The organism is Acinetobacter haemolyticus CIP 64.3 = MTCC 9819 (assembly GCF_000369065.1).
Classification (GTDB): domain Bacteria; phylum Pseudomonadota; class Gammaproteobacteria; order Pseudomonadales; family Moraxellaceae; genus Acinetobacter; species Acinetobacter haemolyticus.
On record NZ_KB849799.1, the window covers coordinates 34,737 to 55,638 of the forward strand.

The window sequence follows — 20,902 nt, forward strand, 5'->3', positions numbered from 1 at the left end:
CGCATTACCTGGGAGGATATTATGGCTCTAATCTCGATGCGCCAGCTCTTGGATCACGCTGCAGAACACAACTACGGCGTACCAGCGTTTAACGTAAACAACTTAGAACAAATGCGCGCAATTATGCTAGCTGCAGATGCGACGAATTCACCTGTAATCGTACAAGCTTCGGCGGGTGCGCGTAAATATGCAGGTGCACCTTTTTTACGTCATCTTATTTTAGCTGCAATTGAAGAATGGCCACATATTCCAGTGGTAATGCATCAAGATCATGGTACTAGCCCTGATGTTTGTCAGCGTTCAATTCAATTGGGTTTTAGCTCTGTGATGATGGACGGTTCATTGGGTGCTGATGGTAAGACACCTACATCATATGATTATAATGTTGATGTAACTCGTCGTGTTGTTGCTATGGCGCATGCATGTGGCGTTTCAGTTGAAGGTGAAATTGGTTGCTTAGGTAGCCTTGAAACTGGTTTGGCTGGCGAAGAAGATGGCGTGGGTGCAGAGGGTGTGCTTGATCATTCTCAATTGCTTACTTCGGTAGAAGAAGCGACCCAATTTGTTGCGGATACTAACGTTGATGCTTTAGCGATTGCAGTTGGTACTTCTCACGGAGCGTACAAGTTTACTCGTCCACCTACAGGCGATATCTTGGCGATTGATCGTATTAAAGAAATCCATGCTGCATTACCAAATACACATCTTGTAATGCATGGTTCAAGCTCAGTACCACAAGAGTGGTTGGCTGTAATTAACCAATATGGTGGTGATATTAAAGAAACTTATGGTGTGCCTGTAGATCAGCTTGTAGAAGCGATTAAACATGGCGTACGTAAGATTAACATTGATACCGATTTGCGTTTAGCTTCTACTGGTGCGATGCGTCGTATGATGGCTGAAAAACCAAGTGAATTTGATCCACGCAAATTCTTCGGTGAAACCGTTGAGGCAATGAAAGATATCTGTGTTGCTCGTTATGAAGCCTTTGGTACAGCAGGTAATGCAGATAAGATTCGCCCGATCTCTCTAGAGAAAATGGTTGATCGTTACAAATAATTTTGGTGCATAAAAATAGCGGCATTTGCCGCTATTTTTTTTGGTTAAATTATTTTTGCGCTGCTTTTGAGTCCATATTTACATCTTTGATTTCAACGTAGGCATTAGCGCGTAGTTCGCGAGTCCAACTATCTACTTCCGTTTCAAATTGACGCTCACCTAGGATTTGGCGTGCCATACGTTCTTGCGCTTCTTTGGTCATATCTTGTTGGCGTGTATCTGTTACTTCTAAAATATGCCAACCAAATTGACTTTGGAATGGTTCGCTGAGCTGGCCAACAGGTATTTCCTTCATTACTTTTTCAAACTCAGGCACCATTACGCCAGCATTGACCCAGCCTAAGTTGCCGCCATCACGAGCAGAACCTGGATCATTCGAGAAGGTAGCTGCTAAAGTTGCGAAGTCTTCACCTGCTTTAATTCGGTTGTATAAGCTATCAATCATTTGTTTAGCGCGATCAGAGCTTACAACTTCGGATGTTTGGATCAAAATGTGACGTGTTTTATATTGTGGAACAAGTGCACGTTGATCATTCTGTTTACGTTCAAGTAATTTTAATACATGTGTTCCATCACGAACATTGACTAAGCCAGTGGTTTGTCCTACTTGTAGTGGAGTGACGCGAGCAGCAAGTTCGGTTGGGATTTCAGATAAAGCACGGAAGCCCATATCTGCGCCATCAACTGTTACTGTTCCTGTCGATAATTTACTGCTGATTGCCTTAGGATCGTTACTTGTAGCAAGAGATCGTCTGACTTCTTCTGCAACTTTTTGTACTTCATTATTGTCCGTACCAGAAATACGCATATGAAGAACATGAACTTGTGTTCCCAATGCTGCTTGACCTTCAGGTGATTTTAGGAAGTTTTCAACATCGTGATCACTGATTTTAATACGTGACATCACTTGTTGTTGACGAAGACGACCTATTGCAAGGTCTTCTGCAATTCGGTTTCTTAGATTTTCATAAGTGCCTGGTGCAATAGCATCTAACTTTTGTTGAAATGCGGATAATGAATTACTACCTGATTGATTGGCGACTCTTAATACCGCCGCATTTAAGCTATTTTCATCAGGTTTGATGCCATAACGTTTTACTTGTTCTAATTGAGCTTGGCGAATAATCAGTTGATCCAAAACCTGCATTTGTAAGTATTGCTTTGGAGGGACAGTTTGATTTTGAGCCTTGAGTTGGTGTTCAGCCTCAGCAATTCCTTGTACTAAGTCGCTTTTAAGAATGACACTACTATCTACAATTGCGACAACCTCATCCGCAGGTTGAGCAAAGCTATGCATTGATGAAGAAATTAGGGCTGCTAGAACAGTGGCTCTAAAGATATGTTGAAAATGTTTTATCTTCATTAACGTTGTGTCCAAGATTGATTAGTTTTGTTGAAACCTAAAACTCTATTCTCAAGCAGAGAAGATAGTTTGGTATTTAAAGCGCCTAAACCTTTTAGCGTAACTTCGGCCATAACGGCATTCTTCTTACGTACATCAGGAGAGTTTGGATCATCCAGATCGTTATAGTAAGAGCGACCGTATACTGAAACAGCCCAGCAGCAAGATTCGTAATTTACGCCCAATAAATACTCACGCATGAGGTTATTGTCAAGGTCATACTGAGCATGACCCATAATACGCCAATTATCTTTTACGGGTTGTATAAAGGATGCAACAACTTGATCGTAGGCATTTTGTCGGTCTTTGATATCTTTGCGGTAAAAATAACCAACATTATAAAGATTGCCTTTATCGCCAGTATAATATGCTTGAAAATCACGTTGCGCATTGTCGCCATTCGACATCCATGCAGAGTTGGCACTAATGGTAAAGTTTTGATTAAGTTGGCTAGTCAAATTGACTACAGGCCCAGTACGTCGCTGTGTATCAAATTCATCAAGTTGTTCGTTGAGGCTGACTCGACGATCATTAAAATAATAACTTTGTCCGACGCTGGCTTTGATTCGCTCTACGCCTTCAGTATCTAAGAGGCTATAAGTTACACCTAGTGATAGGAAGTTATTGTCATCTAAACGGTCGTGTCCATAAAAGCGATATGGATTAAATAATTGATCGTAATTGATCGATGCTGTTGTGGAATCAAAGTTTGGATGATCATCCTGTTTTCGATATGGTGAATAAGCATAAAAAGCACGTGGAGAAATACTTTGTAAGTACTTACCATCTTTTTCAAAAGTTAAACCTGTAGCCAATGTAAATTGAGGTACCACAACTGATTTTTCTAAATCATTAGAACTACGATCTTGTTGAGAGTCTTGATCGTAGAATGTATTGATACTACGTACAGAAGCCTCTGGAATAACATAGAACCATGATGGAGTAATATGATTGTATCGTACAGCAAATTGATTGTAGATGCGTGTACCACTTGATTCTAAGGCAGATCCATCATTGATGGATTTTTTGAAATACGCAGTATCATTATTAAATTCATACTGTAATCCTTGTGGGTTACCTGCGACATAATTTAATAAGAATTGAGGTAATCGTGCATAAGGTTTGTCTTTGTCATCGATTTCTTTATCAAGTGTTTGGAAATCTTCAACTTTTAATTGTGCTCTTAGACCAGGGATGCCATTTCGATAATTAAGCTCCCATGCTCGGCGCAAGTTTAAATCGGTTCTTGTGTTTGGGTTGTTATTAAAGTCGGAAAAATATTCTTTATCTGATGCGTAATTGTATTCTAGATTGGTAGACCACTGATCATCAATTCTCCAGTTGTGGATAAAATGTAGATCGGAACGATTTTTTCTATTTTCGTACTCTTTATCATTCTGTATATATCCACCCCAGATTTGACCTGAACCAAAGTTTTCAGTCATGTAGCGATATTCAGCATCTAGCTTGGCACCACGGTTACTCATAAAGCTAGGTGTAAGCGTAAGATCATAATTAGGGGCTAGATTGAGATAAATGGGTACTGACAGTTGTGCGCCACCATCACTACTATAGCCAAAATTTGGACTGAGCATCCCTGTGGTGCGGCGATCATCGATTGGGAAGTTGAAATAAGGAACGGCAATCACGGGTACATTTTTGACATACAGCTTGGTGCCGCGAGTAACGCCGCGACCAGTATCTTGATTGAGTTCAATTTCTTTGGCTTGAATTTTCCAAGCCGGTTTTTGCTCTGGAGGGCATGCTGTATAGCTTGCATCCTTTAAAACGAGTAGATTTTCGTTTTTCCGCAATATTTGATTGGCTTGCCCGTGCGCATGTTGTTGCTCAGCAATATAGAAGCTGTTATTTAAATCGCCTGTTTGGGTCTTTAGATTATAGTTAATTTGGTCACTTTGGGTGAGTAACCCAGATTGAGCAAGTTGAACTCGACCTTGAGCATTTGCATGAGTTTGTGTGGAGTCAATCGTGACTTGGTCAGCGCGAATGGTGCGGCCTTCTTGGTCAATTACTACATTGCCTTGTAAAATTGAATCACCGTTCGGGTTGTAGTGACCATAATCTGCTGTGATAACAGACGTGGTGCTGTTTGCATCAGCTGGCTTGGTTGCAGGATTAATTGGAGTAACCCATGTACCTTGACAGAAGGACGAACTCAAATGCTGATTATTACGCAGTTGAGCTTCTGGCGCGGTTTTATCTACATAATATTGTTGAAAAAAATGTTCACCAGCATAACTTTCCTGATCTGGTTTTACTTGATTTTTTTCGGCGATAGCCTTGAGTTTAGCATTGTCTAGTGTAGAGACATGAGACGTGGTGGAAGCCGCGAAACCTGTTTGAATCGTGCCGCCACACAAGAGTGTCAAAATAGCTGTTGCTAAAGGATTAAATTTAAACTGATGTTTCATTGTCTCATTAACCAGTATGCTAATTCACAATTAATTATTGTCGCATCATAGAGAAAAAGTTGATAAGTGGCTACACTTAAGCTCTCAAAATCTCAGCTAGTTTTAGATTTTATTGCAAATGAATACACAACGTGAACAATTGATACAAACTTGGTTGCAAGCCACTCTACAATCTGATCAATTTGAGATCAGCTTTTTAGCAGGGGATGCAAGCTTTCGTCGCTATGCGCGAATAAATTTACAAAACAAAACATATATGCTTATGGATGCACCTCCTGAAAAAGAAGATTGTACGCCATTCGTGACAATTGATGAGTTTTTCGATCAGCATGGTGTGCGCGTGCCGCATATTATTGCCAAAGATTTGGAAAATGGCTTTTTATTGTTAGAGGATTTTGGTGATGTAGTTCTATCGACGTTGCTCAATGATGCAACAGTGGATCAATATTATGCGCAGAGTTTTAAACAACTAATCGAATTGCAAAAGATTAATGGTCATGAGTTGTTGCCAGTTTATTCTTATGAAAAATTAATGACAGAAATGCGGTTGTTAACCGATTGGATGTTACCTTCGTTAAAAATTCAACCAACAGAGCAACAGCTTGAAACCATAGAACAAGCATTCGATTTTCTTGCAATTGAAGCTTTAAGTCAGCCGCAAGTGATTGTTCATCGTGATTTTCATAGTCGTAATTTGATGAAGATTGATAATGAACAAGAGCTGGGTGTCATTGATTTTCAAGATGCTGTAATTGGTGCAGATACTTATGATCTAATTTCAATTACACGTGATGCCTATGTTCAATGGAATGCGGCGCGCGTACACGAATGGTTTAATGTATTTTATAAGTTGTTGCCAGATGCAGCGAAAGTAAATCGCAGTTTTGAACAATTCAAGCGTGATGCTGATTTGATGGCGATTCAACGTCATTTAAAAATATTGGGCATCTTTGTGCGTTTATATGAGCGTGATGGTAAATCGGGCTATCTAAAGGATTTGCCACGGGTAATGTGGTATTTGCTTGAAGAAAGCCAAGGTTATGATGAGTTAAATGACTTTATGCATTTTATACGTGAAACGGTTATGCCAAGGTTCATATTGAAATATGGCGAATACGAGGTTGCTGCTTAATGAAAGCGATGATTCTGGCGGCTGGTCTAGGTAATCGTATGCGACCACTTACATTACATACACCAAAGCCCTTGCTTGAAGTGGGAGGGAAACCGCTCATTGTTTGGCATATTGAAAAATTGCAGAAAGTCGGTGTAAAAGAGATTGTAATCAATACCGCTTGGCTGGGTGAAAAGCTTGTAGCTGCTTTAGGTGATGGAACTCAATTCGGCGTAAATATTTTGTGGTCGCACGAGGGGGAAGGCTTAGAGACAGCAGGTGGTATTATTAATGCTTTACCTTTGCTTGGTGATCAACCATTCATTCTTGTAAATGGTGATGTTTGGACAACAATGGACTTCGCATCATTGCTGGATGTTAAATTAGGGACTAAACAGGCACATTTGGTTTTGGTTGATAATCCACCACAGCATTTAAAGGGTGATTTTATTCTGTCAAACAATATGGCCTATACTTTTGATCAAGAGAAATGTGGTGAAGCGCTAACATATAGTGGCGTTGCGGTGTTGGCACCTCAGATGTTTATCGGCTTAGAGAGTGGTAAGCGTCCATTGGCTCCATTATTGAAAGAAGCGATGTTAGAACAGCAGGTTTCAGCTGAAAAAATGCAAGGAATTTGGGTGGATGTCGGTACTCCTGAGCGTTTGCAGCAGTTAGATCAACAGATACAACAAGGTGCGTTTGCTTAGCGTTAATAGCAAACCCTATTAAAAAAACTTAATAGTTTGTGCAGTTTATCGTGTTTGTTCATGTTTAACTGCATAATCGTTCAACAAGTCCTACTGTGTCTTGTGACAGAAATAGGTATACTGCACAGCAAATTTATCGAGATGTCGCACTGTTATGCATCCTTTTTTTCAAGAATTAAAGCAAGGAAGTCAAGCCTTAGGTTTAAGTCTAAGCGAAGAAGCCTTAACACTTTTGTTGAAATATCAAGATGCTTTGGTGTTGTGGAATAAGGCATATAATTTAACAGCCATTCGTGAACCCAAAGAAATGTTGGTTAAACATTTATTAGATAGTTTAAGTATCTTAAATGATTTACCTGCTGGGCGTTTACTTGATGTTGGCACAGGTGGTGGCATGCCAGGCATGATCATTGCATTATGTCAACCAGAACGTGACTGTGTACTGCTAGATTCAAATGGGAAAAAAATTCGGTTTTTGAAGCAATTTATTGCAGATTTAAAGCTCAGAAATGTAATTGCAGTGCAAACACGAGTAGAAAGCGAAGATAGTATATCTGAGCTCGGTCATTTCGATGTCATTACAAGTCGTGCTTTTGCATCTCTGACAGATTTTGTGAATGCTGCACAGCCTTATATGCATGATCAAAGCATTATTGCAGCGATGAAAGGTCTCATTCCTGAGGATGAGGTGGAGCAGATGAAGGATGAGTATTCTTGTAAAATCATTGAACTTCGTGTGCCAAGATTAGATGAGCAACGTCATTTACTGTTACTTCAACGTATTCAATAAAAAATATTAAGGGTAGTTATGGCTCAGATTATAGCAATTGCAAACCAAAAAGGTGGTGTAGGGAAAACCACGACAGCGGTAAATCTTGCTGCTTCTTTGGCGATCTTGAAAAAACGTGTCTTGTTAGTCGATATGGACTCTCAAGGGAATGCGACGATGGGGTCTGGCATTCAAAAAAATGATTTACTTTATACAGTGGCAGACGTACTTTTAGGTGAGGTACCAATCGAGACTGCAATACAAAAAGCTGAAGTTGGTTACAAGGTCTTGGGAGCAAACCGTGAACTTGCTGGCGTTGAGCTTACCATCGCTGAACAGGATGGTCGTGAGTTTATTCTAAAAAACGCGCTGCAAGAAATTGATGCATCATTTGACTATATTATTGTGGATTGTGCTCCGAGTTTAAGTCTGATCACTGTGAATGCTTTGGCTGCCGTAAATGGTGTGATCATTCCAATGCAATGTGAATATTATGCTTTGGAAGGATTGGCTGACTTAACCCAAACAATTGATCGTATACAAAAAGCATTGAATCCAAACTTGGAAATTGTTGGTGTATTACGTACCATGTATGATGCTCGTAATGCGTTGACACGTGATGTATCTGCTGAATTAGACCAATATTTTGGCAAGAAGTTATACGAAACTGTTATCCCCCGGAATATTCGATTGGCTGAAGCACCTGCACATGGTTTGCCTGTCATTTATTTTGAGAAGAGCTCAAAAGGTGCGGTTGCCTATTTGAATTTGGCCGCGGAAATGTTGAAGAAAAGTAAAGTCAAAAAAGGAAGTGCTGTATGAGCATCAAAAAACGCGGATTGGCTAAAGGTCGTGGTTTAGATGCGCTATTAGGTTCAATTCAGAAAGAGAAATTGCAACTTGAAGCACAAGCCTTGGATCATGGTCAACTCAAGCAAATTGATGTGAACTTATTAAAACGTGGTGAATATCAGCCTCGTCGTTTTATTCAAGAACAAGATTTACAAGAGCTTGCATCATCAATTGAAAAGCATGGCGTGATGCAACCCATCGTTATTCGTCCTGTAGATGATGAACAGTTTCCATATGAAATTATTGCGGGTGAACGTCGTTGGCGTGCTGCACAGTTAGCAGGACTAACTGAAATTCCTGCAATTGTTCGTGAACTCAATGATCAGGTAGCGATTGCATTAGCATTAATTGAGAATATTCAACGCCAAGATTTAAATCCGATTGATCAGGCACTTGCATTACAACGTTTTCACGATGAATTTGGATTGAGTCATCAAGAAATTGCAGAGACAGTTGGTAAAGCTCGAACAACAGTAAGTAATTTGTTACGTCTATTAAGTTTGGCTGATCCAATTAAAGATTTCATGCAGCAAGGTCAAATCGATATGGGGCATGCACGTGCAATTTTGAGCTTAAAAGCAAAAGATCAAATGGACGTGGCAAAGATCGTTATTGAAAAGAGTTTATCGGTACGTCAAACTGAACAGTTAGTACGTGAGTGGAATGAACCAAAGCCTGAAAAGGAGAAAGTACAAATTTCTCCAGATATTGAACAATTGACCCAAAAGCTGTCAGAGCGTTTTGGTGCAAATGTGAAAATTGATCATAATCAAAAAGGTAAAGGGAAAATGGTCATTCATTATCACTCATTGGATGAGTTGGATGGGATTTTAAATATTTGTTTACCTAACTGAACTTATAACATTGAGAAACCATCCTTTTATAATTTTTTAAATATTATTGGGGAATGATATGTGGGAACTTGTGAAAGCAGGCGGCTGGTTGATGCTGCCGCTTATTCTCTCATCAATTTTTACGGTTGCAATTATTATCGAGCGTTATATTCGTCTTAAACGCTCACAAGTTTTACCGCAAGCATTGTTGGTTAAAGGTGCCGATGTAGAGAATGTTATCTCGACTCTTGAACAGCCTGAAATAAATCATAGTGCTTTGGGACGAATTCTAAAGGCTGGATATGATCATCAGGATCAGGGGGAGCAGTTTGCTCGTGCTCAAATGGAAGCTACTGCTTCAGAAGAAATAACCCATCTTGAAAAAAACATAAATTTTTTAGGTACTTTAGGAGCAATTGCACCACTACTTGGACTGCTGGGTACTGTTCTTGGGATTATTGAGGCGTTCTTGGTGGTTGATGTTGGGTCGGCTGGTAATGCAAGTATGATGATGCCAGGAATTTCTACGGCTCTGATTACTACGGCTGTGGGGATGTTGATTGCAATTCCAGCAATGATTGCTTACCGTTATTTTCAGCGAGTCGTTCATGAGTACGTGGCTGAGTTAGAACAGCAGTCAACATTGTTTCATGCGGCGCTTTTCCATAAAAAGATCCCACATGTTCAAGAACATCGTCGCGCCAGTTGAACGTAGGTGTGATGATGAAATTTAAACGCGCTCAAGTTGATGATATTCATATAAATTTGACACCTATGATCGACTGTATGTTGTTTATTTTGGTGTTTCTACTACTTTCTACCACCTTTAGTCAGCAAAGTCGCATAAACTTGACGTTGCCTGATGCTCAGGGTGTACCACCGAAACAATTCGATCACAAAATTGAAATAATGGTAGACTCAAAAGGGCATTATTCTGTGAACGGTCAAGCGATGGCAAGTAAGGAAGTTGCTGATCTAAGCACAGCGATCAAACAGATTGCACAAGATCGTCGTGATTTTATGTTCGTGATTGCTGCTGATGCCAATGCTGCACATCAAGATGTTATTCGTGTGATGGATGTGGCTGGTCAGCTCGGTTTTGTCAATGTCAACATTAGCACTAAAGTTCCAACAAGAGGTTTTACTGAGTGAATCAAGATTTTAAGATCTATTTACGTCTTTTAGCTTATTTAAAATCTTATTGGGGCGTTGCCTTATTGGTGTTGATTGGCTTTAGTATTAATGCGGCTACAGAAGTTTCTGTTGCTAAATTACTTAAATTTATTATTGATGCCATTCAAGAGGGTAGTAGAGAAAATTTAAATTGGTTTCCAGCCTTAATCGTACTGCTCATGTTCTTTCGTGGTATTGGCCTGTTTCTGGGGGGGTACTTCACAGCTGTGATTTCCCGTCGGCTTGTGTTTAGTATCCGTCAAGAAGTGTATGCAAAATTGCTTAGATTGCCTTCTCAATATTACCTTGATAATACATCTGGCCACATTAGTTCAAAATTGATGTATAACGTTCAGCAGTTAACCGCAGCTTCATCAGATTCACTACAAACCTTGGTTAAAGATGGCTTAATCGTTATTGGTTTGTTGAGCTATCTCTTCTATACCAATTGGCGATTAACGCTTTGTATCATCGTATTTATGCCTGTGATTGGGGTTTTGGTGAGAGTTGCAGCAAAACGTATGCGCAAGCTCTCAGTTCAAGTACAAAACACCATGGGTGATGTTAACCATGTGGTTCAAGAAACTATTAATGGTAATTCTGTAGTGAAAAGTTTCACTGGTGAAGCTTTTGAACAACAACGTTTTTATAAATCGTCTGAAGAAAATTTACGTCGCGGTTTGAAAATGGTAATTGTTCAGAATATTAATAGCCCAGTGGTACAGTTGATTTTATCCTGTGCGATGGCAGTCATTCTTTGGTTAGCATTACGCCCACAGGTGTTAGGTGACACATCTGCAGGTGAATTTGTTGCTTATATCACGGCAGCAGGTTTGATTTCAAAGCCAATCAAAAACTTGACTGATATCAATGAGAAATTACAACGTGGTTTAGCAGCTGCACATTCAGTTTTTGAGTTACTAGATTTACCAGAAGAAGAAAATAAGGGGCAATTAAAACCTGCACTCAAAGGCAGTATTCGCTTTGAACGCGCTAATCTTCAGTACTCTGATGGTACTCATGCGATTAAAGATTTCTCATTGGATATAAAAGCAGGGCAAACGATTGCATTAGTGGGTCGTTCGGGTGCAGGTAAAACGTCGTTAGTGAATATGTTGCCGCGATTCCAGGAGTTGAGTAGTGGTGAAATCTATTTGGATAATATAGCAATTGATCAAATAGAGCTTTTATCACTACGATCTCAAATCGCAATGGTTAATCAACAGGTAGTGCTGTTTAACCGTTCGGTACGCGATAATATTGCTTACGGTCAATTACAAAATGCGAGTGATGAACAGGTGATTGCTGCCGCGAAAGCAGCTTATGCACATGAATTTATTATGGCATTACCGCAAGGTTATGACACGGTTCTAGGGGCGCAAGGTTTAAGCCTTTCAGGTGGCCAGCGTCAACGTATCGCGATTGCACGTGCGATACTAAAGGACTCACCAATTTTAATTTTAGATGAAGCGACCAGTGCTTTGGATAATGAGTCTGAATATTTTATTCAGCGTGCGTTTGATGAGGCGATGCAAGGTAGAACAACAATTGTAATCGCACACCGACTTTCAACTGTTGAGAATGCTGATTTGATCGTTGTCATGGACAAAGGACAAATCATAGAGCAAGGTACTCATGCTGAGTTGTTAGCAAAACACGGGATGTACTATCAACTTCATCAACGTAACTTTGAGGAAGAATAAGTATGTCGATGGCGCAACGCATACAAGATGCTTGGAACCAACAAGCCTCATGGTTAATTGTTTTGCGTCCATTGTCATGGCTCTATCGATTCGGCTTTTGCTTAAATCAAGCTTTGTATACTTTAGGTTTGAAGAAAGTATACAAGGCCCCTATACCAGTGATGGTGATTGGTAATATTACCGTGGGTGGTAGTGGTAAAACACCACTCTTGATTGAGTTGGTAAAGTATTTACAGCGACATGGTGTACGAGTTGGTGTGATTAGTCGAGGGTATGGTGGTCAGGGACCTTTTCCAGCAATTGTTGAACAACACGCTACACCTTCAAAAGTGGGTGATGAACCTTGTTTAATTGTTCAATCAACTCAGGTACCTATGGCTGTTGGCCCTAATCGTCAAGCTTCTATTGAGTTGCTATTAAAAACAGCTCAGTTGGATTTGGTTATCAGTGATGATGGTTTGCAGCATTGGGCTTTAGCACGTCAAATTGAATGGATCGTTTTAGATCAAAATCGTGGTTTAGGTAATGAAAAATTATTGCCAGAGGGCTATTTGCGCGAACCCAAATCGAGATTGCAAAACAGTACTGTGATTCAACATACTAAAAATGCTGATTCTAAGCTAAATATGCATTTAGGTCTTGGTGACCCATATTTACTGAACTCGGATCTCCAGGCGGATTGGTTTGATCCAAATCAATATTTTAATGCGGTTGTGGGGATTGGTTTTCCACAGCGCTTTTATCAAACGTTGAAAGGTTTGGGTGTTCATCATTTTCAAGCGCATGAGTTTCCTGATCATCATGATTACGAAATCTTAGACTTAATGTTTGATTCAGATGATGCCATTATTACCACTGAAAAAGATGCGGTAAAATTTAAACAACTATTGGAACAGCATCCAGAGTTTAATACAGCTATTTGGGTTGTACCCGTCAAGGCTGTTTTATCATCAGATTGCTACGACTTGTTAAAGCAACAATTGCAACAAGTTGGTATTCAGTTTTCTTAGAGAAAGACCATGAAACATATTGTTATACCTGCGCGTTTTGCCAGCTCACGTTTACCTGCGAAACCACTTTTGTTGATTCATGGTCGTCCAATGATTCTACGAGTAGTCGATCAGGCTAGAAAGGTCGGTGGTTTTGATGATCTATGTGTAGCAACTGACGATCCTCGTATTGCTGAGGTATGTCGTGCTGAGGACGTGGATGTGGTTTTGACGAGCGCTGATCATCCATCTGGTACAGATCGTTTAAGTGAGGTTGCACGTATCAAAGGATGGGCGGAAGACGATATTATTGTGAATGTTCAAGGCGATGAACCTTTACTTCCGGCGCTACTTGTTAAACAAGTGGCACAATTGCTTGTGGATAATCCTCAATGTTCAATGTCAACTTTGTGTGAGCCAATTATTCATTTAGATGAGTTCCAACGCGATAGTATTGTTAAAGTTGTGATGTCGAATCGAAATGAAGCGCTTTATTTTAGCCGAGCAACGATTCCTTATGATCGTGATGGTGCTAAACAAGATGAGGTTAAGCTACATAGTCAAGCCTATCGCCATCTAGGTCTGTATGCATATCGAGTTAAATTATTACAAGAGTATGTAACATGGCCACAAGGTAAATTGGAAGTTCTGGAGAGCTTAGAACAGTTGCGTGTTTTAGAGAATGGTCATCGCATTGCGATTGCTGTAGCTCAAGCTAATCTTCCACCAGGTGTTGATACACAAGTAGATTTGGATCGACTTAATGCAATGCCAATAAGCGCGTTTGAGTAATATGATTGAAGATACGCAAGCAACGATGATCTATCCATGGCATCAGCAAACATGGGAGTTACTCAGTTCTAGGTTTCCTGAAGTTGGACATGGCTTATTGTTTTATGGCAAAAAAGGGTGTGCCAAAAATGAGTTCACAGCGCGTTTCGTTGCTTGGATATTATGTTTGAATAAACAAGCTCAAGCTGCTTGCGGTGAGTGTTCGAGTTGCCAATGGTTAAAATCTGATACTCATCCAAACTATGTACATATCACAACGGATGAAGATAATAAAAAGCAAAATGCAAAGATTAAAATAGAAAAAATACGTGATTTATTGCCATTTGTTCAACAAACGGGTGAGGGCTGGCGTGTTGTTGTGATTGAACCAGCAGAAGCACTAAATATTGCTTCTGCAAATGCATTACTAAAGACTTTAGAAGAACCAGGTGAAAAAGTTGTTTTGATTCTGCTTGCTGATCATTATTTGAAATTGCCAGCAACAATTCGTAGTCGGTTACAGCATTTCACTTTGGATCGATTGAGTCAACAAGAGGCTGAGAAATATATACAACAACAAATACCACAAGTTATGCCAAATCAGATTTCATTGCTACTTAATCTGGCGAATGATATGCCGTTGACAGCAATTGAAATTGAAAAAAGTGATTGGCTACAAAAAAGATCTTTTTTTGTCGCTGATTGGCTGAAATTGGTTGCTGAAAAAAATATGCCTTTAAATTATGTCAATAAGTGGTCTAAAGAGTTAAATTTTTCAGAATTCATGACTATGTTTGAGTATTTATTAGGGGATTTGATTGCTTTCAAGTTGAAACAACCTTTAAGAAATATTGATTTAGATTTTCAAGAACTAGAAAAACATTATGAGCTTGATGCTTTGTTCAGTATCTATAGTGATTTACAGCAAAAAAAGTTGATGGTTGCGCAGAACGTACAAACGCAATTAGTTATGGATGAGCTTTTTATGCAACTTATGAATATTTAGTTTTAAAACCATCCTGCTTTAAATTGCTTTAGGCGTTTTATGTAAAGATTGTATTTAAATTGTTTCTTGTTCTGTCATCCTAATTAAAAATATATAAAATGTGAGTTACTTCACAATAATATTAAAAAATAAGGAATATAGTGATGAAAATAAGACTATTTGCTGTTCTGTTATCACTTTACACTCTGCCTGTAATTGCTATGGCAGAGCCGAAGTTTGAATCAAATATTGATGGTTCTTCGATTTTGATCAATGCTTCGAATCTTGGGGCACAATCTTATGAGTGTGTTTATAGCTATTCATATAACCATCCTAAACAAAACGAGGGTGCATATCAGTTCAGTGGAAAACTACAGATTGAAGCTGGCGCAAAACAAGTCGCTGTTGTAACACGACATACGAATCAGGCTGTGATCAAACTCAACTTTGATTATAAATGCACACAAAAGTAAATTTAAATCCATCTCATAAAAACCATTCTTTTTGAAAATAGAAGAATGGTTTTTTTATTTTCTGATCTATGAAAATTTTAGCTTATTTGCACTAAAGCTATCTATAAATGGATCATCTTTTAGTTTTTCTTGTCATTTCGTTGAAACAGAGTTTGTTGTTTTGAATATTGTTTTCTATAATCAATTGATAAATTAACTTTAGATTTTTAAATTTGACGGTAAACCAAAGAAACGACGACAGAAATATATAGTGTTTTCTATATGTCTAGGCGTTATCAAGATCATAAACTTTGGTGATTTAGCGATTTAACAGGGGAATGTTATGCAGCAGCAAATGATGGGTGGGATTATACAGGTCAATATTCCAGATAAAGCGACTTTACAATCAAGTTATATGCCTTTTGTGGTGGGCGGTGGACTATTTGTTCCGACTAAACAAGCAGTTTCTATGGGACAAGAAGTATTTATTTTAGCAACCTTACCAGAGCAGGCGCAGAAGATTCCGCTTACAGGTAAAGTGATTTGGATTTCACATAAGCAAACACATTTTAAGCCACAAGGCTTTGCGATACAGTTGGTTGGAGAAAAAGGCGTGTATTACAAGAACGAAGCAGAAAGAATATTGGCAGGCTCAAAAGCTTTAGAACGACCAAGTTATACGATGTAAATAAAGAGTAGGAAGAAAGCGTGTTCGTTGATACACATTGTCATTTAACCATGTTGGATCTCAGTCCTTATGATGGAGATTTAGATCAAGCCTTAGCACAAGCTCGACTTGCTGGTGTTTCAAAGTTTATGGGAATTTCAGTTGATCTTGATGATCATGTGAAATTGGCTGAAATAGCTGCTCGTCATGATGATGTTGGATATACAGTAGGTGTACATCCTTGTGAGGATGAACATATCATGGCGCGCGCTACAACGGATTATTTAGTTGAATTGGCGCAGTCTGATAAGGTTTGGGCATTGGGTGAAACGGGCTTAGATTACTATCACAGCCAAGATTTCATCGCAGAGCAAAAGCGGTGTTTTGCACGCCATATTCAAGCATCAAAAATAGTAAAAAAACCTGTAGTTGTCCATACACGTTCGGCCAAATATGATACCGTCGATATTATTCGTGCGGAACAATCAACCCATGGGATTTTGCATTGTTTTACTGAAGATTGGGAAACTGCAAAAGCTGTTCTAGATTGTGGATACTATATTTCTTTCTCAGGCATTATTTCTTTTAAAAATGCTCAAGATCTTCGTGACGTTGCAAAGCAAGTACCGATTGATCGAGTGCTTATCGAAACAGACAGTCCTTATTTGGCTCCTGTACCTTATCGTGGTAAAACCAACGAACCTAAATACGTTCCTTATGTAGCCAAAGCTCTGGCAGATGTATATCATAAATCAGTTGAAGAAATGGGTCTGATTACGACTCAAAATTTTGAAAATCTTTTGAAATTTAAATAAACGGTTTATGTTGTATTAGGAAAGAGAGTTATCACGTGAAAATGGATCGTCAAGCTCAATTTAGGGCAAGAGAAGTATTAATTTTTCAAATCGCTGAGCAACTCCTATTAGAAAATGGTGAAGCGGGCATGACCCTTGATGCCTTAGCGGCAGAATTGGATCTAGCAAAAGGTACTTTATATAAGCACTTTCAAAGTAAAGATGAATTATATATGTTGCTGATTATTCGCAACGAAAGAATGTTGCTTGAGATGATTCAAGATACGGAGAAGGGATTTCCTGAGCATTTAGCTTTTTTCATGTTACATCATTTACATCACCCTGAACGTACCGCTTTATTTCATCAAATTGAAGAGCGCCTATCGACAACGGCTCAAGGTATTCAACTGTTATTTAGCGAGCTTTATAAAATTCGACGTCAGCGTTTGCGGATTATTATTCGTATGACGGAAAGTTATTTAGCTGATATAAATAGCACAATGACCACACGTGACTATCTTGCTTCTATTTGGTCTTTAACTTATGGAGCTGCCGTGATACTAAATTCGAGTTTCTATCAACGTTATCTTGGATCAAGAGATACATTGCGAGTTGCTTATATCGAACAGGCATTAGCGATGCCGAAACTTCCTGAATACAGTGCATAAGTTGATCAGCAACGATGAGCTATCAATCTTTTAGTCGAAAAAAAAGTGCTAAAGCTTCTTGTATTGCGGAGCGGCCGAGCAGTGCTCGACTTAATCGCTCCTCAGGATTTACGTTGATTGAGATTATGGTTGTCATCGTTATTATGACGATTATGACATCATTGGTTGTACTGAATATTGGTGGAGTTGACCAACGTCGAGCAATGCAAGCAAGAGAAATGTTTATTCTTGATTTAAAGAAAATCAATAAAGAGTCAACAGATCAAGCCAAGGTATTTGCTCTGAATATACAAAATGCTACAGATGTCGCTCCCTTAAGTTATAGTTTGTTTGAATATCATGATCAGAGCTTTGAGCGAGTGCGACAAGCAGATCGTATATGGCAACCATATACAGAATTTAAACCTCGTCAATTACCAAATAATGTCTCATTTAGTGTTCAAAGTTTAAATAATGAAAATTACCCTCGTGCGCAGAATGATGATTTGTTGGGGGGGCAAGCACCACAGTTAATTTGGTTTGGAAATGGTGAAGTGAGACCTGTTCGAATCCAATTTTACTATGCTCAACAGCCGATTGGACATGAATTAGAATTGGATCACTTGGGGAAGGTTAATGAAAATTAAGTCTTTATCAGGTCTTCCAGAAAATGCTTCTTGTCTTGTGAAAGAACAGAAACCTCGCATCTCAAGCATAGCTTTCGATCTTGCAGCAGGGCCGAGCGTTGCTCGATTTAATCGTGTCTCAGGATTTACCCTGCTTGAAGTGATGGTGGCTTTGGCAATTTTTGCAGTGGCTGCAATCGCGCTAACAAAAATAGCCATGCAATATACGCAAGCAACCTCAAATGCAATTTTACGTACTAAGGCTCAATTTGTTGCAATGAATGAGGTTGCAATGATGGAGATTAACAAAGAGTGGTTGGATGGAACCCAATCCAAACAAATCACTTCACAAGGTGAAACATGGCAAATTGATAAAAAAGCACAAGCAACGATTAGCCCCAAAGTTCAGCGGATCGAATTACAAGTGAGTCTATTTAACGTTGATCAAGATAAAGTTGAAGCGGGTGTTGGTCATCTAGTGTTTTTCAATCATCAGACTGAAAGTTAAATCATATGAATAATAAAAACAATAATATGCAAATCTCAAAGTTTCACTTTGTTAATCCTCGCACTCAAAGCCTAGCTTTTCGTCTTGCGGAGCGGTCGAGCAGTGCTCGACTTAATCGCTCCTCAGGATTTACGTTGGTTGAGTTGCTGGTTGCAATTGCAATTTTTGCAGTTCTTTCTATGTTAGGTTGGAAAGTATTTGATTATTTGTTAAAAGTGAAAGATCGAAATGCTGAACATGAAGTGAGTTTGTTTGCATTACAAGACGCTTATCAGCAGATCTTGCGAGATAGTTTGCAGATCATCCCTTTAACAGCAAATGATGGAAGGCAATTGCAAGCTGCATTGGTACTTAATGATCAGGTTTTTATGTTCAGTAAAGCTGGTGTTTCTGATCCGCTCAAGCAAGGGCTGTCGCCATACGAGCGCATCGAATATCGTTTTGATGAGTCTCAAAAAAGACTATATCGATTGAAATACACAAATCTAAATATTCCAAATCGTGTGCAGCCGATGTCAAGTGTATTGTTGGATAATGTTGAGCGCTTTAAAGTATCTGTTTTCAATCCACAAGAGTTAATGCAGTGGCCTGAAAATAATGTAGATCCAGAAAACACGGCTGAATTAAGAAAGTTACCATTAGGATTGAAAATTCAATTGACTGTTGCTGGTACAGATTATGAGTGGATCTATCGTCTGATCGATCGTAGTCAGGATAGTCAATGATATGAGAAATATAAGATCACAACATGGCGTTGCTTTATTGACTATCCTTGTTATGGTTGCTTTAGCAACAATTCTCGCCGCAACAATTGCAAAACGCCAAAGTAATAGTGCTGAAAATACAGGCTATTTAATGCGACAGAACCAATCTTTGCTCTATGCGAAAAGTGCAGAGGCATTTTTTGCTGAGTTATTGATTCAGGATAATGAAAGTGGCAAAAATATTGATCATTTACAAGAAAGTTGGGCGAAACCAATGCCTGCATTCCCTGTAGAGGATGGATATGTTTCGGGTCGTTTAGTTGATGAGTCTGGAAAGTTTAATCTCAATAATTTACTTAAAAGTGACGGTAGTGTTGATGATTCTGCTCGCCGATGGTTTGAGAGATTGCTGCAACGCGTTGGATTGCCAGCAGAATTAAGTCAAGCGGTAATTGACTGGCAGGATAGTGATGATGAGCCAACAGGTGCTATGGGGGCTGAAAGTAATTATTATCAAGGTTTAGAGCCAGCTTATTTAACACCAAATACCAAATTTCATAGTATTGAAGAGTTAAAATTAGTCCGCGGCTTTGAAGGAAAGAATTATGACTTAATCAAAAACTATATTTCTGCCTTACCTGAACCAACAAAAGTGAATATCAATACAGCACCAGCATTGTTGCTTGCGAGTATTGATCCTAGAGTTGATGTAAATACGGTTGATCAAGAATTAAAAGCAAAACAGGCAAATTTAACGTATTTTTCTAGTCTTGATGATTTATGGAAAATAAATGCATTTTCTGGGATAGAAGAACAGAATAAAACGGATGCAGCGGCGTGGTTGGATACTAAATCAGATTACTTTACAGCGTTGATTGAGGTTGTTTTGAGTGAGCGAAAACGTCAATTTACCAGTGCTATATATAGGAAAGATAAGCAGGTTACGGTTTACGCTCGAAGTTTAGCACCTTTTCGTACGGGCCATGGATTGAATAATTGAATAGTCACAAATTTTAAATTCGATCCCAATGCTTGTTTTTTTGTTTTATAATAAACTTCGTTTGCAGAAAAGATTCGCTTGGTGCATGTTAATTCGTAAATTATTTAAGTTTGAAAACGCTCATATTGTACGGAACTGTACATCAGATCGCTGTAAGCGTTCTATTCATGGTCATAGCTATAAAGTTGAGTTGCTGCTAAAAGCATCGAAGCTGGATCATGGGCAAATGGTTTATGATTTTGGCTTGTTGAAAGGCGTGATTAAAGAGCTGTTTGATAGCTTTGATCATGCAATTTGCTATTGGCAAAAAGATGATCCAGCTTATATTGATGCATGTAAAACGTTTAGTGCACGATGGATCGCATTGCCTGTTTCGCCTTCAGCAGAGCAGTTTTCTCGTATTTTCTTCTATCTCGCTCAACAAGTGTTGAATTCAACAATTACTCAAAATGGTGAGGGTGATGTTGAAGTTTACTCGGTCATTGTTCACGAAACAGATACGGGTTATGCACAAAGTTTTCAAGAAGATATTGATAATGAGCAAATGGGTGCATTGAGCTTGGAGCAAATTATTTTTTCCGAGCAAGTTCAAGCTGAATGGAGTGATCCAAATCTGTATAAAAACTTGAAACAAGGGTTAAAATTTCAAAACCCAAATGTAGAATTACAAGTTAATATTTAATCTGTACATTTCATTCGTGAGAGTGGAGTAATT

At 38.9% G+C, this 20,902-nt stretch carries 23 protein-coding genes; 21 read left to right on the forward strand and 2 right to left on the reverse strand.

What is annotated here, in order from left to right; genetic code table 11:
- Positions 1-21 precede the first annotated feature (21 nt).
- A complete protein-coding gene (gene fba, locus F927_RS00210) occupies positions 22-1,059 on the forward strand; it encodes a class II fructose-bisphosphate aldolase (RefSeq protein ID WP_005080433.1) in 1,038 nt (345 codons plus the stop codon).
- Between the two features lie 49 nt (positions 1,060-1,108).
- Here the strand turns inward: fba and F927_RS00215 are convergent, their stop codons facing one another.
- Together F927_RS00215 and F927_RS00220 are read right to left on the reverse strand one after the other, a co-directional pair.
- Positions 1,109-2,422: a peptidylprolyl isomerase gene (locus tag F927_RS00215; protein ID WP_005080435.1), complete on the reverse strand. Its 1,314-nt coding sequence runs from the start codon at positions 2,420-2,422 to the stop codon at positions 1,109-1,111.
- Positions 2,422-4,893: an LPS-assembly protein LptD gene (locus tag F927_RS00220; protein ID WP_005080437.1), complete on the reverse strand. Its 2,472-nt coding sequence runs from the start codon at positions 4,891-4,893 to the stop codon at positions 2,422-2,424. Before F927_RS00220 ends, F927_RS00215 begins: the two co-directional genes overlap by 1 nt.
- Positions 4,894-5,011: 118 nt before the next feature.
- Between F927_RS00220 and F927_RS00225 the strand changes: the two genes are divergently transcribed.
- The 20 genes from F927_RS00225 to F927_RS00320 all read left to right on the forward strand — a co-directional run bounded on the left by F927_RS00225 (position 5,012) and on the right by F927_RS00320 (position 20,869).
- Positions 5,012-6,025: an aminoglycoside phosphotransferase family protein gene (locus F927_RS00225; RefSeq protein ID WP_005080440.1), complete on the forward strand. Its 1,014-nt coding sequence runs from the start codon at positions 5,012-5,014 to the stop codon at positions 6,023-6,025.
- Positions 6,025-6,714, forward strand: coding sequence for an N-acetylmuramate alpha-1-phosphate uridylyltransferase MurU (gene murU / locus F927_RS00230; protein ID WP_005080441.1), 690 nt, complete (start codon positions 6,025-6,027; stop codon positions 6,712-6,714). Before F927_RS00225 ends, murU begins: the two co-directional genes overlap by 1 nt.
- A 154-nt stretch (positions 6,715-6,868) precedes the next feature.
- Positions 6,869-7,504, forward strand: coding sequence for a 16S rRNA (guanine(527)-N(7))-methyltransferase RsmG (rsmG, locus tag F927_RS00235; protein ID WP_005080442.1), 636 nt, complete (start codon positions 6,869-6,871; stop codon positions 7,502-7,504).
- Between the two features lie 18 nt (positions 7,505-7,522).
- On the forward strand, positions 7,523-8,305 hold the full coding sequence (locus F927_RS00240; RefSeq protein ID WP_004639316.1) for a ParA family protein: 783 nt from the start codon (positions 7,523-7,525) through the stop codon (positions 8,303-8,305).
- The gene (locus F927_RS00245) at positions 8,302-9,189 is read left to right on the forward strand and encodes a ParB/RepB/Spo0J family partition protein (RefSeq protein ID WP_005080444.1); all 888 of its coding nucleotides are present in this window, start codon (positions 8,302-8,304) and stop codon (positions 9,187-9,189) included. The genes F927_RS00240 and F927_RS00245 overlap by 4 nt, the downstream gene beginning before the upstream one ends.
- Positions 9,190-9,247: 58 nt before the next feature.
- Positions 9,248-9,877, forward strand: coding sequence for a MotA/TolQ/ExbB proton channel family protein (locus F927_RS00250; protein ID WP_005080446.1), 630 nt, complete (start codon positions 9,248-9,250; stop codon positions 9,875-9,877).
- A 14-nt stretch (positions 9,878-9,891) separates the two neighbouring features.
- Positions 9,892-10,320 carry an ExbD/TolR family protein gene (locus F927_RS00255; protein WP_005080448.1) on the forward strand — a complete coding sequence of 143 codons (429 nt, stop codon included), beginning with the start codon at positions 9,892-9,894 and terminating at the stop codon, positions 10,318-10,320.
- A complete protein-coding gene (gene msbA / locus F927_RS00260) occupies positions 10,317-12,044 on the forward strand; it encodes a lipid A export permease/ATP-binding protein MsbA (protein WP_004639312.1) in 1,728 nt (575 codons plus the stop codon). The genes F927_RS00255 and msbA overlap by 4 nt, the downstream gene beginning before the upstream one ends.
- 2 nt (positions 12,045-12,046) lie before the next feature.
- Entirely contained in the window at positions 12,047-13,054 is a 1,008-nt protein-coding gene (gene lpxK, locus F927_RS00265; RefSeq protein ID WP_005080451.1) for a tetraacyldisaccharide 4'-kinase, read from the forward strand.
- A 9-nt stretch (positions 13,055-13,063) separates the two neighbouring features.
- Entirely contained in the window at positions 13,064-13,825 is a 762-nt protein-coding gene (kdsB, locus tag F927_RS00270; RefSeq protein ID WP_005080453.1) for a 3-deoxy-manno-octulosonate cytidylyltransferase, read from the forward strand.
- A 1-nt stretch (position 13,826) separates the two neighbouring features.
- Positions 13,827-14,810 (forward strand): DNA polymerase III, delta' subunit, encoded by a 984-nt coding sequence (locus F927_RS00275; RefSeq protein ID WP_005080455.1) that lies wholly within the window; start codon positions 13,827-13,829, stop codon positions 14,808-14,810.
- A 143-nt stretch (positions 14,811-14,953) separates the two neighbouring features.
- Positions 14,954-15,262, forward strand: a complete 309-nt coding sequence (locus tag F927_RS00280; RefSeq protein ID WP_004639308.1) for a hypothetical protein — start codon at positions 14,954-14,956, stop codon at positions 15,260-15,262.
- 322 nt (positions 15,263-15,584) lie between these two features.
- Complete coding sequence (locus F927_RS00285) at positions 15,585-15,929, forward strand: PilZ domain-containing protein (protein ID WP_004639306.1); 345 nt, start codon at positions 15,585-15,587, stop codon at positions 15,927-15,929.
- Positions 15,930-15,949: 20 nt separating this feature from the next.
- Positions 15,950-16,723, forward strand: a complete 774-nt coding sequence (locus tag F927_RS00290; RefSeq protein ID WP_005080456.1) for a TatD family hydrolase — start codon at positions 15,950-15,952, stop codon at positions 16,721-16,723.
- A 41-nt stretch (positions 16,724-16,764) separates the two neighbouring features.
- The gene (locus F927_RS00295; RefSeq protein ID WP_017394545.1) at positions 16,765-17,370 is read left to right on the forward strand and encodes a TetR/AcrR family transcriptional regulator; all 606 of its coding nucleotides are present in this window, start codon (positions 16,765-16,767) and stop codon (positions 17,368-17,370) included.
- Between the two features lie 14 nt (positions 17,371-17,384).
- Positions 17,385-17,996, forward strand: a complete 612-nt coding sequence (locus tag F927_RS00300; protein ID WP_005080458.1) for a type II secretion system protein — start codon at positions 17,385-17,387, stop codon at positions 17,994-17,996.
- A 67-nt stretch (positions 17,997-18,063) separates the two neighbouring features.
- Complete coding sequence (gspI, locus tag F927_RS00305; RefSeq protein WP_228127575.1) at positions 18,064-18,483, forward strand: type II secretion system minor pseudopilin GspI; 420 nt, start codon at positions 18,064-18,066, stop codon at positions 18,481-18,483.
- Positions 18,484-18,488: 5 nt separating this feature from the next.
- Positions 18,489-19,208 carry a type II secretion system minor pseudopilin GspJ gene (gene gspJ / locus F927_RS00310; protein WP_005080462.1) on the forward strand — a complete coding sequence of 240 codons (720 nt, stop codon included), beginning with the start codon at positions 18,489-18,491 and terminating at the stop codon, positions 19,206-19,208.
- A gap of 1 nt (position 19,209) precedes the next feature.
- Entirely contained in the window at positions 19,210-20,187 is a 978-nt protein-coding gene (gspK, locus tag F927_RS00315; protein ID WP_005080465.1) for a type II secretion system minor pseudopilin GspK, read from the forward strand.
- A gap of 85 nt (positions 20,188-20,272) precedes the next feature.
- The gene (locus F927_RS00320; protein ID WP_017394547.1) at positions 20,273-20,869 is read left to right on the forward strand and encodes a 6-pyruvoyl trahydropterin synthase family protein; all 597 of its coding nucleotides are present in this window, start codon (positions 20,273-20,275) and stop codon (positions 20,867-20,869) included.
- Positions 20,870-20,902: the final 33 nt, after the last annotated feature.

Coding starts and splice junctions, on each gene's coding strand:
- gspJ (WP_005080462.1), top strand. CDS start 18,489: ATGAATAATAAAAACAATAATATGCAAATCTCAAAGTTTCACTTTGTT.
- F927_RS00280 (WP_004639308.1), top strand. CDS start 14,954: ATGAAAATAAGACTATTTGCTGTTCTGTTATCACTTTACACTCTGCCT.
- gspK (WP_005080465.1), top strand. CDS start 19,210: ATGAGAAATATAAGATCACAACATGGCGTTGCTTTATTGACTATCCTT.
- murU (WP_005080441.1), top strand. CDS start 6,025: ATGAAAGCGATGATTCTGGCGGCTGGTCTAGGTAATCGTATGCGACCA.
- F927_RS00225 (WP_005080440.1), top strand. CDS start 5,012: ATGAATACACAACGTGAACAATTGATACAAACTTGGTTGCAAGCCACT.
- F927_RS00320 (WP_017394547.1), top strand. CDS start 20,273: ATGTTAATTCGTAAATTATTTAAGTTTGAAAACGCTCATATTGTACGG.
- F927_RS00285 (WP_004639306.1), top strand. CDS start 15,585: ATGCAGCAGCAAATGATGGGTGGGATTATACAGGTCAATATTCCAGAT.
- F927_RS00245 (WP_005080444.1), top strand. CDS start 8,302: ATGAGCATCAAAAAACGCGGATTGGCTAAAGGTCGTGGTTTAGATGCG.
- F927_RS00255 (WP_005080448.1), top strand. CDS start 9,892: ATGAAATTTAAACGCGCTCAAGTTGATGATATTCATATAAATTTGACA.
- lpxK (WP_005080451.1), top strand. CDS start 12,047: ATGTCGATGGCGCAACGCATACAAGATGCTTGGAACCAACAAGCCTCA.
- kdsB (WP_005080453.1), top strand. CDS start 13,064: ATGAAACATATTGTTATACCTGCGCGTTTTGCCAGCTCACGTTTACCT.
- F927_RS00275 (WP_005080455.1), top strand. CDS start 13,827: ATGATTGAAGATACGCAAGCAACGATGATCTATCCATGGCATCAGCAA.
- F927_RS00295 (WP_017394545.1), top strand. CDS start 16,765: ATGGATCGTCAAGCTCAATTTAGGGCAAGAGAAGTATTAATTTTTCAA.
- F927_RS00300 (WP_005080458.1), top strand. CDS start 17,385: ATGAGCTATCAATCTTTTAGTCGAAAAAAAAGTGCTAAAGCTTCTTGT.
- fba (WP_005080433.1), top strand. CDS start 22: ATGGCTCTAATCTCGATGCGCCAGCTCTTGGATCACGCTGCAGAACAC.
- rsmG (WP_005080442.1), top strand. CDS start 6,869: ATGCATCCTTTTTTTCAAGAATTAAAGCAAGGAAGTCAAGCCTTAGGT.
- F927_RS00250 (WP_005080446.1), top strand. CDS start 9,248: ATGTGGGAACTTGTGAAAGCAGGCGGCTGGTTGATGCTGCCGCTTATT.
- F927_RS00215 (WP_005080435.1), bottom strand. CDS start 2,422: ATGAAGATAAAACATTTTCAACATATCTTTAGAGCCACTGTTCTAGCA.
- F927_RS00220 (WP_005080437.1), bottom strand. CDS start 4,893: ATGAAACATCAGTTTAAATTTAATCCTTTAGCAACAGCTATTTTGACA.
- F927_RS00240 (WP_004639316.1), top strand. CDS start 7,523: ATGGCTCAGATTATAGCAATTGCAAACCAAAAAGGTGGTGTAGGGAAA.